The organism is Blastomonas sp., assembly GCF_046294995.1.
Taxonomy (GTDB): Bacteria; Pseudomonadota; Alphaproteobacteria; order Sphingomonadales; family Sphingomonadaceae; genus Blastomonas.
The window spans coordinates 16,107-30,372 of record NZ_JBKBOG010000021.1 but is presented as its reverse complement, the minus strand read 5'-3'; the positions used below and the strand labels follow the sequence as shown (position 1 = coordinate 30,372).

Below are 14,266 nucleotides of genomic sequence, written 5' to 3'. Positions count from 1 at the left end.
AAATGAGCCATGCAAACCCGTCCAATCACCGTTGTGGAAACCAGCATGTTCCTGCGGCAGGCGGAAAAGATATGGAGCGATGAGGAGCGCGTCGCTCTCGTCGATCACGTAGCAAACAATGCCGAAGCTGGCGATGTCATCCCCGGCACGGGCGGGGTGCGCAAAATGCGCTGGGGGCGGAGCGGTAGCGGGAAGCGTGGCGGCGCACGGGTGATCTATTTCTACTGCGATATGGACACCCCGCTCTACCTGCTGCTGGCTTATGCCAAGGCGCAGGCGACCGACATGAGCGCGGACGAGAAAAAGGCGGTTGCCGCCCTCGCCGCAGCCATCAAAGGCAAGAGATAAGGACCAAGCAATGGAAGACGCCAGCACCACCTTCGCCCAGGACCTGATCGCCAGTATGACCGAAGCCGCCGCCCATGCGCGCGGTGAGGCAACGGGCGCGCGCGAGCATGTCATCGAAGTCCCCGACGTGCGCGCGATCCGCGAAGCTCTGGGGTTGTCGCAGCAGGCGTTTGCCAGTGCGTATCGCATTCCGCTCGCCACGCTGAAGGGCTGGGAGCAGGGACGTCGCCATCCCGATGCCACTGCCAGCGCCTATCTGAGCGTTATCGCGCGGATGCCTGATGCCGCGCGGGAGGCATTGAAGGCGGCCTGACTCGCGCGCGTTCCCCATTGACCTCGCCCCGCCACCCCCTACCCTCTTCTCGCAAACCACAGGAGAGCCACGCCATGACCGCGACCACCGCCGACCCCAACGCACTCAAGGGCGAAGACTGGGCGGGCGAGATGGGTATCAAGTGGCTTACCCATATCGACCGGTTCGAGGGCATGATCGCGCCGATTGGCGATGCGTTGCTTGCGCGTGCGGCCATTGCGGCGGGCGAGCGGGTGATCGATCTGGGGTGTGGCGGGGGGTTGACCTCGCTGGCTGCGGCACAGGCGACCGGGCCGGAGGGTGCGGTGCTGGGGCTGGATATCTCGCCCGATCTGATCGACGCGGCCCGCCGCCGCGCTGCTGACCACCCCAACGTCAGCTTCATCTGCGCCGATGCTGCCACCGTCGCGCTCGATACCCCCTATGACCGGCTGATCTCGCGCTTCGGGTCGATGTTCTTTGCCGATCCCTATGCCGCCTTCACCAACCTGCACGCACTGCTCAAACCCGGGGGGCGGATCGATCTGGCGATCTGGGCGGCGCCGCGCGACAATCCGTGGATGATGGAGCTGATGGGGATCGCGCGCTCGCATATCGACATCCCCTCGCCCGATCCGCGCGCGCCCGGCCCGTTCGCCTTTGCCGATCTCGATTATGTCCGCAATATCCTGACGCACGCCGGGTTCTCCGCGCCCGATATCGAGGCGTATCAGGGCGAGCAGGCGATCGGCGGCCCCGGTGCCTCGCCCGACGAGGCAGCGGATTTCGCGCTCGCATCGATGGCGATCGGTCGCGCGCTCGCCGAGGCGGGCGACGACGTGCTCGCCCGCGCCCGCGCCGATCTCGTCACGCTGTTCGAGCAGCGCCACGTTCCGGGCAAGGGCGTGATGATGGCGAACAAGGTCTGGCTGGTCTCGGCAACCGCCTGACCCGTCCGCGCGCCCCCCAGGGTCGCCCCACCGTCGATCATGAACGCCCGGTCCATGAGGATGGTATCGATAGCAACCAATCCTCCGCCGGTCCCGTAAGTCTCCTTTACCCCCCAACAAGGAGACACCCCCATGGCATCTGCAATGACCCGCTTTGCCGAAAAGACCGTTATCGTGACCGGAGCCGGATCAGGCATAGGCGCTGCTGCGGCGCGCCGTTTTGCCGATGAAGGCGCCAATCTGGTCGCGTTCGACCTCGAGCCCGGCTCGATCGATGAAGACTTCGCCGATCTGGGCGATCGCCTAATGGTCAAGGTCGGCGACACCACCGATCCGGATACGGTCAACGCGGTCGTCGCGGACGCAGCCGATCGGTTCGGCAGCGTCGATGTGCTGATCCTCAACGCGGGCATTGCCGACTTTGGCACCCTGCCCGAGACCGACGACGCCACCTGGAAGAAGATCATCGACGTCAACGTCAACGGCCCGGCGCATTTCGTCCGCGCAGCATTGCCGCATCTCAAGGACAGCGGCGGATCGATCGTGATGACCTCGAGCGTCTCGGGCCTGGGCGGCGACTGGGGCATGACCGCGTACAACGCCTCGAAGGGCGCGGTGACCAATATGGTCCGCTCGCTGGCGATGGATCACGGCAAGGAAGGGGTTCGCGTCAACGCGGTCAACCCTTGCGTCATTCGCACGCCGCTGACCGAGGAGATCATCGAGGACGAGGAAATCCACGACAACCTCAAGCAGCGTATAGCGCTGGGCCGCGTTGGCGAGCCCGAGGAAGTGGCCGCCGCGATGGCGTTCCTCGCCAGCGACGACGCCCGGTTCATCACCGGGGTCAATCTGCCCGTAGATGGCGGTGTCGGCGCATCCAACGGCCAGCCGCCGCTTTCGTGATCGTCCGCCCGTGAGCGAACGCGTCCGGGCGGGAACCCGGGCGCGCGCCGCCTATTCGCGCACGTTGGCGACGTTGTACTGAAACACTTCGTCCTGGCTCAGACAGCGGCGGGTGGACTTGTCGCCGCCGCCGCTGCTCGCCACCGCCTTTTGCTTGTACATGATGTCGGTGAGCAGCTTGCGCGAGACGCCCATGCGGATCAGGAAGTCGTTGTCCTCGCTAGCCAGCAACGCGCTTTCCTGCTCGATATCGCCGATCAGCTCGACCGTGGTGTCGGTGCCCAACGCCACCGATTGATCGATCGCGTCGCGGTCATTGGTCATCGTGAACATGTGCACCATGAAGTTGCCGCCGGGCTCCACCACCCGCAACTGGCCACCCATGAACACGAAGTTGCACGCGGAAAAGCACGTCCAGCCCGCCGGGATGCGGGTGACCAGCCCCGGCGCGCTGCGGATCATGCGGCCCGCCGCGTTCCCTGCACGCGCGTTGCCGCCGGGCGAGCGCAGCCAGATCTCGGCGATGTCGGGGTTGTCGGCCAGCGCCTTTTTCAGCCGGTCGGGCAGCGTCTGGTCGATCGGCCCTTCGGCGAGCAGCACCTTCGTGCCGCCCTTGTCGACGACTTTCAGCGCCATGATCTTGTTGGCCGACCAGTCTGGCGCCTTGGGGCAGGTCGGGTTCAGCGGATCGACCGAGGCCGGGCCTTGCGCGCACAGCAACGCCGCCGACAGCGCCAGCAGCAAGGATCGTCGGGCTGCCCGCATCACGTCAGGCCTGCGCGATTTCGTAGCGCGCGGCTCCGGGCTTCTTGCACATGCGCTTGGACACGGTGGTCTCCTCGCCCTCGACGATGATGACATCGTTGACGTTCATGCAGGTGGAGCCATCGGCAAGCTGGGTCTTGCCGACCACGGTGGAGGTGCCCGACACATCCTTTCGCGTCTCGCTGGTCCAGGTCGAGGTGCTGCCCACCTCTTCGCCGCGTGTCGCCTCGAGCGTCGCATCGGCGGCCTTTTTCTGCTCCTCGGGCTCGAGCTTGCAGGCGATCGCATCGGTCAGCAGACCAGCGACTTCGGGCACGGGAAGGAAGCTGGGGATGCCGGCACGGCTTGCCAGGCCGCCGAGCACGCCGCTGATCACCGATCGGCCCGCCGCCTTGCCCGCGCTGTCGTCGCAGCCGGTGGCGGTCTTGCCGCTGGCGCTCGGGCGGGGGCGCAACAGACCGCCGAACTGCGCCTGCGCAGGCACCGGCAAGGCCAGCGCAACCGCCGCCGTCAGTGCTGCGGATTTCAAGGCGGTCGTCGCCGCCATGTTCAAGAATGTCGCACCCATCGCAAGCATCTCCCCACAGGAACCGCTATCGACCCTGTAGCACCGTACCGTAGCGGCCATCGCCGGTCAAACCATGACCCCGATCACACCTGCAACCACCCTTAAGCTGCGGCACGCGCGGACCGGAGCCATCGATGGATCGCAAAAAGCGCACATTTGCGGTTCCTTAACCAAGTTCTCCGATAAGATCGCATGCTCTCTCGGCTTCAGTATTGGCAACGCTCGCTGTCCATCAGCGCTCGCACCGCGTGCAACCTTGCGTTCGGCTTTACCGTCGTCATTGTCGCGATCGCGTTGGTCGTTTTTGGCCAGGAACGCACCCGTGCGATCGACGAATCGCTGGCGTCGCTCGACCAGCACAATGGCAAGGTGGTGGAAGAGCTCGCGCTGCGCTTCGCCAGGATTGCCAGCACCCAGGACCGGGCGCGCGCGCTGTTCGAAGCGGAACGCGCGGCGCTCAGCCCGGCCGACGCGCGGCGGCAGCTCGATGCGCTCTATCCCGTGCAGCCCGATGGCACCCGGCGCAGCATCGATGCCATGTTCGATGGCGGCACCACCGCGATCGGCTTCACGCAGGGGATGGCGGCGTTCATCCCCGGAAGGATCGATCGTGACGACGAGGCGGTACGCGATCTGATCGCGGCAACCCACGCCGTGCGCGCGCTGGGCGAAGGCAGCCGCTTCGAGATCGAGAGCCTCTATTATTTCACCCCCGCCAACGCCGTCGTGATCTTCGGGCCCGAGCGTCCCGATCGGCTGGAATTCTATCGCAAGACCGCACCGGCCGATTTCGAGTTCCAGCATTTCGAGTTTGCGACCATCTCGACGCCAGCTGCCAACCCTGCCCGGCAGATGATGTGCACCGGGTTGCAGTCGCTGATATCGCTCAAGGATCGCGAGGTCTGGACCACCGGCTGCATGTCGCCGGTCGATCGCGCGGGGCGCCATGTCGGCACCTTCGGCACATCCATGCCGCTCGATCAGGTCGTGCCCGCAGGGCGGTTCGCCCAGCCCTTCCAGGACCAGGTCATCCTGGTATCGCGCGAAGGCAGGCTGATCTATCACCCCGAATACACCCGCCAGCACAGCCGGCAGACCGGGCAATATCTCGATATCACCACCAGCCGGAATGCCGATCTGACAGCATTGTGGGCGCTGGTGCAGACGCATGGCAAGGCGGGCTTCACCGGGCGGGTCGGGGCGCTCGATGCCTATGTGTCGCTGCGCGCCGTTCCCGGCGCCGGCTGGTACGCGCTGACGGTCAAGCCCGAAGGTGCCATTCTGACCGAAGCGTTGCGGCCGTTGCCGCGCATCGCGATCATGGCGCTGCTGGCGCTGATCGTCTGCATTCTGGTGGTCACCCTGGTGCTGCGCAGGCTCGTCGGCCAGCCGCTGCGACAGCTGACCCGCGATGCCCAGCGGATCACCCGCAAGCTGGCCAACGATTCGATCCTGCCGGCTGCCGAACGCGAGCGGGGAGGCAACGAAGTCGAACGCCTGGTGCGCTGGTTCGAGACCATGGCCAACGCCATCCGCCAGTCGCATGCGCTGCTCGAAGAGCGTGTCGCCGAGCGCACATCCGCGCTCAACGAGGCCAACGAGAAGCTGCGAAACCTCTCCGAAATCGATTCGCTCACCGGAATTGCCAACCGCCGCAAGATCCTGGGCGAGCTCGATGCCCGCCTGCCGCGGATGGGCACCGATGGAGCGATGGCGATATTGGTCATCGACGTCGACAACTTCAAGGCGATCAACGATCGCCACGGGCATGTTGCGGGTGACGATGCCTTGCGCGTGCTGTCCGAGCGGATGCAATCCATGCTGCGCGCCGGCGATGCGATCGGCCGGATGGGGGGCGAGGAGTTCATGATCATCCTCGACCGCGCCCGCCCGGTGATCGCCGATGCCATCGCCGAACGGATCCGCGCGGCGATTGCGCGGCAGAGCTTCGACGTGCACGGCAACGTCGCGCTGAACATCACGGTCAGCATCGGCGTTGCCAACTGGTGCCCGGGCGACAGCGCAAAGGATCTGTATGCCCGCGCCGATGCCGCGCTGTATCAGGCCAAGAGCGCCGGTCGCAACTGCGCGGTCAGCAGTGCCGCAACACCAGGCGCGGCCCGCAGCGCCGCCTGATCCGGCTCGCTGCTCTTGAATGGAACGGTGGAAGATCGGTGGTGCGGGCGGGGGGACTCGAACCCCCACGGGCAAAGCCCGACGGATTTTCTTACCCGCTACGGCTTTCGCCGCCGCCCGGAAACCCGGGCGTTTGTGGTCTGGACTATCCCTTCGCCCTGCGCCCGATCACTCCGGCGTTTAGGCGCTGCCCGTCTAGTCTCTACACCTTCCCGGCCGGCATGCGGCGGGGCTTGGCTCGGGATCGCCATGTGAAAGGGTTCCCCGAATTTGAGCAGTTCTACAGCGCGGGTTTCCCCGCGTGCACTCAATCTTGTCTTAAGTCCGTTGCGTCTACCATTCCGCCACGCCCGCACGACCGCCTGCCTATAGGCCGGTATGGATTTGCCGGGCAAGAGCGATAACGCGCACGCCCCACCCCAAACAGGCTGCGGCTCAATCCGTGTTGAGCCGCGCGCGCATTTCCTTGCCGGGCTTGAAATAGGGCACGCGCTTGCCGGGCACATCGACGGCCTCTCCGGTGCGCGGGTTGCGGCCCTTGCGCGGTTCGCGCGAACGGGTGGAAAACGCCCCGAAGCCGCGCAACTCGACGCGGCCGCCCTCGGCCAGCCGATCGATGATGTTGTTGAAGAATATATCGAGGATCTTCTCGATCTCGTCAGGACGAAGACCGGGATTTTCATCTGCCAGGTGCTGAAGCAGCTCTGATCGTATCACGGCCAATCTCCTGCAATCCAATATGCGCCGGGAAGCGCGCAAAGGAGAAAACGCCGCACGCGATCCCCCAACGTTATCGAATTGACCAGCCCCCCGACAAGCCAATGCGCTGGGCCGGAAAGGCTGCGCATAATCATGTATCGACATTCAACGTGCGAATGTCATGCTTTGGCAATGCTGTCAGAAATGACGAGCGGTTTCAACGTCGTTCTTCGGGCGAACGGCATGCGGGCGGTAAACTGTGCACAAAAAAGGGCACCGGCCAGCGCCGATGCCCCTTTTTGAAACGGTGGCGGCCTTAAGCGGCCGGCCACGTGGCTGATCAATCTTCGCGCTGCTTGAGAGCGGCACCGAGGATGTCGCCCAGCGACGCGCCCGAGTCGGACGAACCGTACTGTGCCACAGCCTGCTTTTCTTCAGCCAGCTGATGCGCCTTGACCGAGAAGGTGGGCTTGCGCGAACGATCGAAGCCGGTGACCATCGCATCGAGCTTCTGGCCGACCTGGAAGCGATCGGGACGCTGTTCGTCGCGGTCGCGGCCCAGATCGTTGCGCTTGATGAAGCCGGTGGCTCCGTCTTCGCCAACCTGGACTTCCAGACCACCGTCGCGCACTTCGAGCACGGTGACGGTGACGACTTCGTTCTTGCGCAGGGTCGAGCTGTCCGATCCGCCGACGGCCGGAGCACCCTTTTCAAGCTGCTTCATGCCGAGCGAGATACGCTCCTTGTCGACATCGACGTCCAGAACGATCGCCTTGACCTGTTCACCCTTGAGGTGGAGGTTGAGCGCGTCTTCGCCCGAAATGCCCCATGCGATATCCGACATGTGAACCATGCCGTCGACATCGCCATCCAGGCCGATGAACAGACCGAATTCGGTCGCGTTCTTGACTTCGCCTTCGACGATGCTGCCGACCGGGTGCTTGTCTGCGAAAGCATCCCAGGGGTTCGACTGCGCCTGCTTGAGGCCCAGCGAGATGCGGCGCTTTTCGGCGTCGACTTCCAGAACGATGACGTCGACTTCCTGGCTGGTCGAAACGATCTTGCCGGGGTGGACGTTCTTCTTGGTCCAGGACATTTCCGAAACGTGCACCAGCCCTTCGATGCCGGGTTCGAGTTCGACGAATGCACCATATTCGGTGATGTTGGTGACAGCACCGCTGAGCTTGGCACCGATGGGATACTTGACGCTGGCGCCTTCCCACGGATCGCTCTCGAGCTGCTTCATGCCCAGCGAGATACGCTGCGTTTCCGAGTTGATGCGGATGATCTGCACCTTGACGGTCTCACCGATGGTGATCGCTTCGCTGGGGTGGTTGATGCGCTTGTAGCTGATGTCGGTGACATGCAGCAGGCCATCGATGCCGCCCAGATCGACGAACGCACCGTAATCGGTGATGTTCTTGACGATACCGTCGATGATCTGACCTTCGGCCAGCGACTGGATGAGGCCGGTGCGCTGTTCGGCACGGGTTTCTTCCAGAACGGCGCGGCGCGAGACAACGATGTTGCCGCGACGACGGTCCATCTTGAGGATCTGGAACGGCTGGGGAATGTCCATCAGCGGGGTGACATCGCGCACGGGGCGGATATCGACCTGGCTGCCGGGAAGGAAGGCCACGGCGCCGTCGAGATCGACGGTGAAGCCGCCCTTGACGCGGCCGAAGATCACGCCTTCGACGCGCTTGCCTTCGCCAAATTCGCTCTCGAGCTTGTCCCATGCGGCTTCGCGGCGTGCGCGATCGCGCGACAGCATCGCTTCGCCATCGGCATTTTCGATGCGGTCGACATAGACTTCGACTTCGTCACCGACCTTCAGGCCGTGATCCTGGCCGGGCGCTGCGAATTCACGCAGGGCCACGCGGCCTTCCGACTTCAGGCCGACATCGATGACCGCCTTGTCGTTTTCGATCGCGGTAACCGTGCCCTTGACGACGCGGCCTTCGAATCCGCCATCCGAGGCGGCTCCGCCACCAAGCGATTCGTCGAGAAGTGCCGCAAAATCATCGCGGCTGGGAAATGCCGTTGAGGCCATAAATCTAGTATTCCTTAAAACGTTTTGTCCGGCCAGCCGGTTGTCCCCGGCGGTCTTGGCCTAACCTGCCCCCCGGGCCGAATGCCGCGGAAAGCGCCCTAAAACCCTGCGTTCCGGCGGCAGCAGGCAGATATGCGAAAAGCGCGAAAGATCGCGCGGGCCGTTATCGGCGCGGGCGATGTTCGCGATGATCGAAACATCTAAGACACAGGCATTTGTCCGCCGCGCGTCCTGCCGTTCACCAGCTCTATGGCTCTTTGAACGGCCTGCCCTATAGTCAAATCGCTGGTATCAAGCAAGAGCGCGTCATCGGCAGGCTTGAGCGGTGCCACCGCGCGCCCGGAGTCGCGCGCATCGCGTGCGGCAAGGTCGGCGATGATCTCTTCGAGCGTCACTTCCTCGCCGCGACCCAGCATCTCATTGAACCTGCGCGAAGCCCGCGCCGCGACGCTTGCGGTGACGAACAATTTGGCATCAGCCTCCGGCGCGATCACCGTGCCGATGTCGCGCCCGTCGAGCACCGCGCCGCCTGGCTGCCGCGCAAAGCTGCGCTGGCGCTCGAGCAGGGTCGCACGCACCTCGGGGTGCTTTGAGGCACGGCTGGCAAGCCCGCCTGCCGTTTCCGAGCGCAGATGCTCGTCGGCCAGCAATGCTTCATCGAAGCCGCAACCCGCAAGCGCTTCGTCAGCGTCATCGGGATCACCACCCAGGCGCACCGCATTCACGCCCACCGCGCGATAGAGCAGCCCGGTATCGAGATGCGGCAGGCCGAAGTGCGCGGCGAGCGCCTTGGCGATCGTTCCCTTGCCGCTGGCGGTGGGTCCATCGACGGCAATGATCATTTCGCTGCCACCGCCTGCTGCTTGGCCAGCGCCGCAGCAAAGTCCTGCTCCATCTCGGTGTTGAACCGCTGCAGTTCGGATGGATCGACAAAGGCATCGGCCTCTCCCGCCAGTTGCCGCGCGCGCTTGGCATGGAGGTCGAAGAAGATGTCATGGTTAGCGAGGAAGACATCCGCCTGCAGCCCTCGCACCTTGGCAAAGGTCGCGCGATAATTGGCGATCATGCCAGGATAGGCTTCGGGCACCAGCGACTGGCCACCCAGCGATGCGCTGCAATGCAGGAATACGCTGCGCGGCACACCTTTCGAGTCCTTCGCAGCCATCGACCACGAGGTGCATCCGGGCGAATGGCCGGGGGTGAGGTGCGCCGTCACCACCGTGGCGCCCAGCGTCACCGTGTCGCCATCGCCCACCACCCGATCGACCCGCACCGGTGGGAAGGGCGCATCTTGGGTGGGTCCGTGATCGACCCTGCCTGCCTCCAGATACGGCTTGTCCGCAGCGCTGGCGATCATCACCGCCCCGCTGGCGCGTTGCAGTCCGGCGAGGCCCGCGGCGTGGTCGTAGTGCGCGTGGGTGTTGAGCAGATACTTGATGTCGCTGGGATCGAAGCCGAGCGAGCGGATGTTGTCCAGGATCTGCGGTACCGATTGCGCCAGTGCGCCATCGATCAGGATATGGCCTTCCGGCGTGGTGATCAGGAACACGCCCAGCCCCCGGGTGCCGACGAAATGCATGTTATCGATGATCGTGAACGTGGCGATCCGCTCGTTCCAGCGCATGGCGATCGCGGTTTCATCAACGACCGGGGCGGCTTGCGCGGTCTCTATCTCAGCGTTGCTGGCCAGCCGCGATCCGGGCGCAACGGTCTGCGCGCAGCCGGACAGCATCAACGCGCCGATCAATCCACTCGCCAAAAAGCGAAGTCTCGTCTTCATCGGCCTGCAGCTCCCGTTCTGCGCTCCCGGATCGCCTTGGCAAGACCGAACAAAGCGATCACTGCCCATGCGCTTTCGAGGATGAATGCGGCAAGGTTGAAATGCACCCACAAGGATATCAGCAGCAAGATAGCGCCAGCCAAATTGACCGCGTTGAACAGCAATTTGTCGATCTTCTCGACCCGGTTGGCATAGGCGAAGGCGCCGATGAACAGCACGCTGCCCATCACCCCGATGATGTTGGCGAGCAGCGGGGTCATGCCGCGCCGGTGCTGCTGTCGAGCAGCGCGAGGAAATCGGGGAAGCTGGTGGCGATGGGGCGGGTGTCGTCGATCTCGACGCCCTCGGCGCTGACCAGCCCTGCCACTGCAAAGCTCATCGCAATGCGGTGATCGAGCAGGGTCGCGACCGGTCCGCCTCCACGCAACAGAGTGCCGCCGCTGCCGGTGATCACCAGCCCGTCCTCGCGTTCCTCCACCGACACGCCGATCGCCTCAAGCCCGCGCGCCATGGTGGCGAGCCGGTCCGATTCCTTGACGCGCAGCTCATCAAGCCCGCTGGTGATCGTGGTTCCGCTGGCGCAGGCCGCGGCGATGAAGAACACCGGAAACTCGTCGACCATGCTGGGTACGATTCCCGGGTCCACAGTGATGCCGGTGAGGTCGCTCGCCCGTACCCTGAGGTCCGCGACCGGCTCGCCGCCGACGGTGCGTTGATTCAGCCGCTCGATCCGCCCGCCCATCTGCTCAAGCACCGTGATGATGCCGGTGCGGGTGACGTTCATTCCGACGTTCTCGATGGTCAGATCAGACCCCGGCACGATCAGCGCGGCGACGATGAAGAACGCCGCCGACGAGGGATCGCCCGGAACCTCGATATCCTGCGGCGTGAGATCGCACGGGCCGGTGATCGCGATATGCCGGACGCCGTCGTCATCGGTCTCGACAGTCAGCGGCGCGCCGAAGCCCGCCAGCATCTTCTCGCTATGGTCGCGCGTCGCCACCGGCTCGATCACCGTGGTGGTCCCCGGCGTGTTGAGCGCGGCGAGCAGGATCGCCGACTTCACCTGCGCGGACGCCACCGGCAGCCGGTAGGTAATCGGGATCGCCGGACTGATCCCGCGCACCATCAGCGGCAGCGTGCCGCCGGGGCTGGCGTTGAATTCCGCCCCCATTTCACTCAGCGGATCGTTGACCCGCGCCATCGGGCGGCGGCTGAGCGACGCATCCCCGGTGAACATCGCGGTGATCGGGTGGCTGGCGACCAGCCCCATCAGCAGCCGGGTGGATGTGCCGCTGTTGCCCATGTCGATCGCCTGTTCAGGCTGCATCAGCCCACCGACGCCCACGCCGTGCACCGTCCACACGCCATCGTCATCGCGCACGATATCTGCCCCCATCGCCCGCATCGCAGCTGCGGTGGCGAGGACGTCCTCGCCCTCGAGCAGGCCGGTGATCCGGCTCGTGCCGACGCACAGCGCCGACAGCATCAGCGCACGGTGCGAGATCGACTTGTCGCCGGGCACGCGGATCGTGCCGGTCAGCGGCCCCGATGCGCTGAAACGGCGGGCTGCGGAAGCCTGGTCTGCTGTGTGGGCCATGGGTGCTGTAATTTCAGGTTGGGCAGCGGGCTGCCGGGATCAAATGCGACGCAGCTTTTGACAGCGGCATAAAGCTATGGCAAGGCGCACGCCGATTTTCCTGTTGCGGCGCACCTCGCGCTGCCGACTGGAAATATGCGAACTTCTCCTTACATCCATGATGTTATTGAACCTGAGGCATTATTCATGATCAAGCCTGAATGGGGCGCCAAGCACAGCTGCCCGAAATGCGGCACCCGCTTTTATGACCTGGGCAAGGATGATCCGGTAGCCTGCATCAACTGCGGCAACAGCTGGACTCCCGAGCCCGTGCTGAAGTCCAAGCAGCCGCTTCCGTTCGAGGAAGAAAAGAAGAAAGTCGTCGAGAAGGAGGACGTCGATCTGGCCGACGAGGATCTGGACATCGACGAGGACGGCGATTCGCCCGACAACGATGTCGACCTTGGCGGCGACGACGATCTTGGCGTGGCCGCAGCCGACGACAAGGACGAGGAAGGCTGAGGCTTTCCGCCTGAATATCCTAATGGTGGCAAGGGCTGCGAATTGCCCCTTGCCACCACGGGACCGCTCGATTAAAGGGCTGTCCTTCTCAGCGCCGGGTACCATCCCGCCGGCGCATATGGGGCCTTAGCTCAGCTGGGAGAGCGCTACACTGGCAGTGTAGAGGTCAGCGGTTCGATCCCGCTAGGCTCCACCATTTTCCTTGTCGACATACCCGAACCCCAGCGCTCGAACCGCTGGGGCTTTGCCGTATCCGGCGTAAGCGCATGGCCGGCAGCAGCGCGAACGGGTGTTCGCCACGCCGTCAGCCATCCGGCTGATCGCTTCTGCAATTAAACATGCTAATTTCGGGAACGTTATGCTCTTCGGCATGTAGCATCAATATCGCCGATCAATTTCCATAATATCGTCACGCAAGGAAAACTCTTCTTGGTGTTTCAGAATAGAGATTGGATCATTACTGATCCAGCTTGATTTGAAATTTCCCAGATGATGTCGGCTCAATCGTTCCTGCAGTCAGTTCACTGTCGCGCGATTTTGGGGCAAGACAAGATGAAAACGCTCATCTGCATTTCCTGTATTGTGATGTCGGCAAGCTGGCCCTCTCATGTGGCCTCGGCACAGCAGGTCGTTCTGGCAGGCGATCTCACCCTGTCGGGGTATCAGGCCACGTGCGGACCAGTGCAGACGGTCATGATGGCGATGGCCGACATTGCCGCCGCGCACCATGGCCGGATCTATCTGAACCCCGCGCTGCTCGCACGTCCGCGCGCCGAGCAAATGTTCTGGTACACCCATGAATGCGGGCACTTCATATTCGGCGCTGGCGAGATGCGCGCGGATTGCTGGGCGGTGGAGCAGGGACGGATCCAGGGATGGATGTCACCGGATGACTTCGAGATACTGTCGGCCTCCATGCGGCAGCACCCCGGCGATCGGGCCCATCCCGCAGGGCCGCAGCGGGTAGCGGCCATGGCAGCCTGCTATTACCGGTAACGCTTGCCACGCTGCCCGTTTTGCTGATTGGATAGCCATATGACCACCCTTTTCATCGCAGGCGCCACCGGCCTCGTCGGTCGCATCGTCCTTACGGAGGCGCTGGCTTACCCGCGCGTCGCCCATGTCGTTGCTCCTACCCGCCGCGCGCTGGCGCCGCACGACAAGCTCACGAACCCGATCGTCGATTACGACGCCCTGCCGCTCGACACCGATTGGTGGCGCTGCGATGCGGTGATCTGCGCGCTCGGCACCACGCGAGCCAAGGCGGGGTCGGATGCGGCATTCGTCCGTGTCGACCATGATTATCCGCTGGCCGTCGCACAGGCCGCGCGAGCACAAGGCGCGCACGCCTTTGCATTGGTGTCCGCGATCGGCGCGGATGCGGGCTCGCGGCTGCTCTACAACCGCACCAAGGGCGAGGTGGAGGCGAGTATCGGCGCGCTCGCTTATCCCAGCTACACGATCGTGCGTCCCGGCCTGATTGGCGGGGACCGTGACGAATTCCGCGCGGCCGAACGCGTGTCCGAGGCGATCCTGCGCGCGTTCGGCCCTGTCCTGCCACGCGGATGGCGGATCAGCCCGGCTCAGAACATCGCCAGCGCGCTGATCGAGGCGGCGGTGGCGGCCGTGCCGGGGCGGCACATCATTTCTGCCGCAGAACTCGCCTGA

General features: G+C 64.3%; 16 protein-coding genes and 1 tRNA gene. 9 read left to right on the top strand and 8 right to left on the bottom strand.

Features of this window, described 5'->3' with window-relative positions:
• Nucleotides 1-45 precede the first annotated feature (45 nt).
• The 4 genes from ACK4R0_RS16020 to ACK4R0_RS16005 all read left to right on the top strand — a co-directional run bounded on the left by ACK4R0_RS16020 (nt 46) and on the right by ACK4R0_RS16005 (nt 2,496).
• On the top strand, nt 46-348 hold the full coding sequence (locus tag ACK4R0_RS16020; protein ID WP_409676293.1) for a type II toxin-antitoxin system RelE/ParE family toxin: 303 nt from the start codon (nt 46-48) through the stop codon (nt 346-348).
• Between the two features lie 10 nt (nt 349-358).
• Nucleotides 359-661, top strand: a complete 303-nt coding sequence (locus tag ACK4R0_RS16015) for a helix-turn-helix domain-containing protein (RefSeq protein WP_409676290.1) — start codon at nt 359-361, stop codon at nt 659-661.
• A gap of 74 nt (nt 662-735) precedes the next feature.
• Nucleotides 736-1,590 carry a class I SAM-dependent methyltransferase gene (locus ACK4R0_RS16010; protein ID WP_409676287.1) on the top strand — a complete coding sequence of 285 codons (855 nt, stop codon included), beginning with the start codon at nt 736-738 and terminating at the stop codon, nt 1,588-1,590.
• Nucleotides 1,591-1,722: 132 nt separating this feature from the next.
• Nucleotides 1,723-2,496 carry an SDR family NAD(P)-dependent oxidoreductase gene (locus tag ACK4R0_RS16005; RefSeq protein WP_409676284.1) on the top strand — a complete coding sequence of 258 codons (774 nt, stop codon included), beginning with the start codon at nt 1,723-1,725 and terminating at the stop codon, nt 2,494-2,496.
• Nucleotides 2,497-2,547: 51 nt separating this feature from the next.
• Here the strand turns inward: ACK4R0_RS16005 and ACK4R0_RS16000 are convergent, their stop codons facing one another.
• A complete protein-coding gene (locus ACK4R0_RS16000) occupies nt 2,548-3,261 on the bottom strand; it encodes a hypothetical protein (RefSeq protein ID WP_409676281.1) in 714 nt (237 codons plus the stop codon).
• A 4-nt stretch (nt 3,262-3,265) separates the two neighbouring features.
• Nucleotides 3,266-3,829: a hypothetical protein gene (locus ACK4R0_RS15995; RefSeq protein ID WP_409676278.1), complete on the bottom strand. Its 564-nt coding sequence runs from the start codon at nt 3,827-3,829 to the stop codon at nt 3,266-3,268.
• 192 nt (nt 3,830-4,021) lie between these two features.
• On the opposite strand from ACK4R0_RS15995, the gene ACK4R0_RS15990 reads away from it, so the two are divergent.
• Nucleotides 4,022-5,965, top strand: coding sequence for a GGDEF domain-containing protein (locus tag ACK4R0_RS15990; RefSeq protein ID WP_409676275.1), 1,944 nt, complete (start codon nt 4,022-4,024; stop codon nt 5,963-5,965).
• Nucleotides 5,966-6,400: 435 nt separating this feature from the next.
• Here ACK4R0_RS15990 and ACK4R0_RS15985 read toward each other — a convergent pair whose 3' ends face one another.
• The 6 genes from ACK4R0_RS15985 to aroA form a co-directional block, all read right to left on the bottom strand.
• Nucleotides 6,401-6,682, bottom strand: a complete 282-nt coding sequence (locus ACK4R0_RS15985; RefSeq protein WP_409676272.1) for an integration host factor subunit beta — start codon at nt 6,680-6,682, stop codon at nt 6,401-6,403.
• A gap of 322 nt (nt 6,683-7,004) precedes the next feature.
• A complete protein-coding gene (gene rpsA / locus ACK4R0_RS15980; protein ID WP_188513969.1) occupies nt 7,005-8,717 on the bottom strand; it encodes a 30S ribosomal protein S1 in 1,713 nt (570 codons plus the stop codon).
• A 200-nt stretch (nt 8,718-8,917) separates the two neighbouring features.
• Nucleotides 8,918-9,559, bottom strand: a complete 642-nt coding sequence (locus tag ACK4R0_RS15975; protein ID WP_409676269.1) for a (d)CMP kinase — start codon at nt 9,557-9,559, stop codon at nt 8,918-8,920.
• On the bottom strand, nt 9,556-10,497 hold the full coding sequence (gene bla, locus ACK4R0_RS15970; RefSeq protein ID WP_409676266.1) for a subclass B3 metallo-beta-lactamase: 942 nt from the start codon (nt 10,495-10,497) through the stop codon (nt 9,556-9,558). The genes ACK4R0_RS15975 and bla overlap by 4 nt, the downstream gene beginning before the upstream one ends.
• Nucleotides 10,494-10,757 (bottom strand): CBU_0592 family membrane protein, encoded by a 264-nt coding sequence (locus ACK4R0_RS15965; protein ID WP_409676263.1) that lies wholly within the window; start codon nt 10,755-10,757, stop codon nt 10,494-10,496. Before ACK4R0_RS15965 ends, bla begins: the two co-directional genes overlap by 4 nt.
• The gene (gene aroA, locus ACK4R0_RS15960) at nt 10,754-12,097 is read right to left on the bottom strand and encodes a 3-phosphoshikimate 1-carboxyvinyltransferase (protein WP_409676260.1); all 1,344 of its coding nucleotides are present in this window, start codon (nt 12,095-12,097) and stop codon (nt 10,754-10,756) included. Before aroA ends, ACK4R0_RS15965 begins: the two co-directional genes overlap by 4 nt.
• A gap of 186 nt (nt 12,098-12,283) precedes the next feature.
• Here aroA and ACK4R0_RS15955 point away from each other — a divergent pair, with 186 nt between their 5' ends.
• From ACK4R0_RS15955 to ACK4R0_RS15940, 4 genes are all read left to right on the top strand, one after another.
• The gene (locus tag ACK4R0_RS15955) at nt 12,284-12,598 is read left to right on the top strand and encodes a TIGR02300 family protein (RefSeq protein WP_409676257.1); all 315 of its coding nucleotides are present in this window, start codon (nt 12,284-12,286) and stop codon (nt 12,596-12,598) included.
• A gap of 120 nt (nt 12,599-12,718) precedes the next feature.
• Nucleotides 12,719-12,794 (top strand) — tRNA-Ala (locus tag ACK4R0_RS15950).
• A 293-nt stretch (nt 12,795-13,087) separates the two neighbouring features.
• On the top strand, nt 13,088-13,594 hold the full coding sequence (locus ACK4R0_RS15945; protein ID WP_409676254.1) for a hypothetical protein: 507 nt from the start codon (nt 13,088-13,090) through the stop codon (nt 13,592-13,594).
• Between the two features lie 39 nt (nt 13,595-13,633).
• Nucleotides 13,634-14,266 carry an NAD(P)H-binding protein gene (locus ACK4R0_RS15940; RefSeq protein WP_409676251.1) on the top strand — a complete coding sequence of 211 codons (633 nt, stop codon included), beginning with the start codon at nt 13,634-13,636 and terminating at the stop codon, nt 14,264-14,266.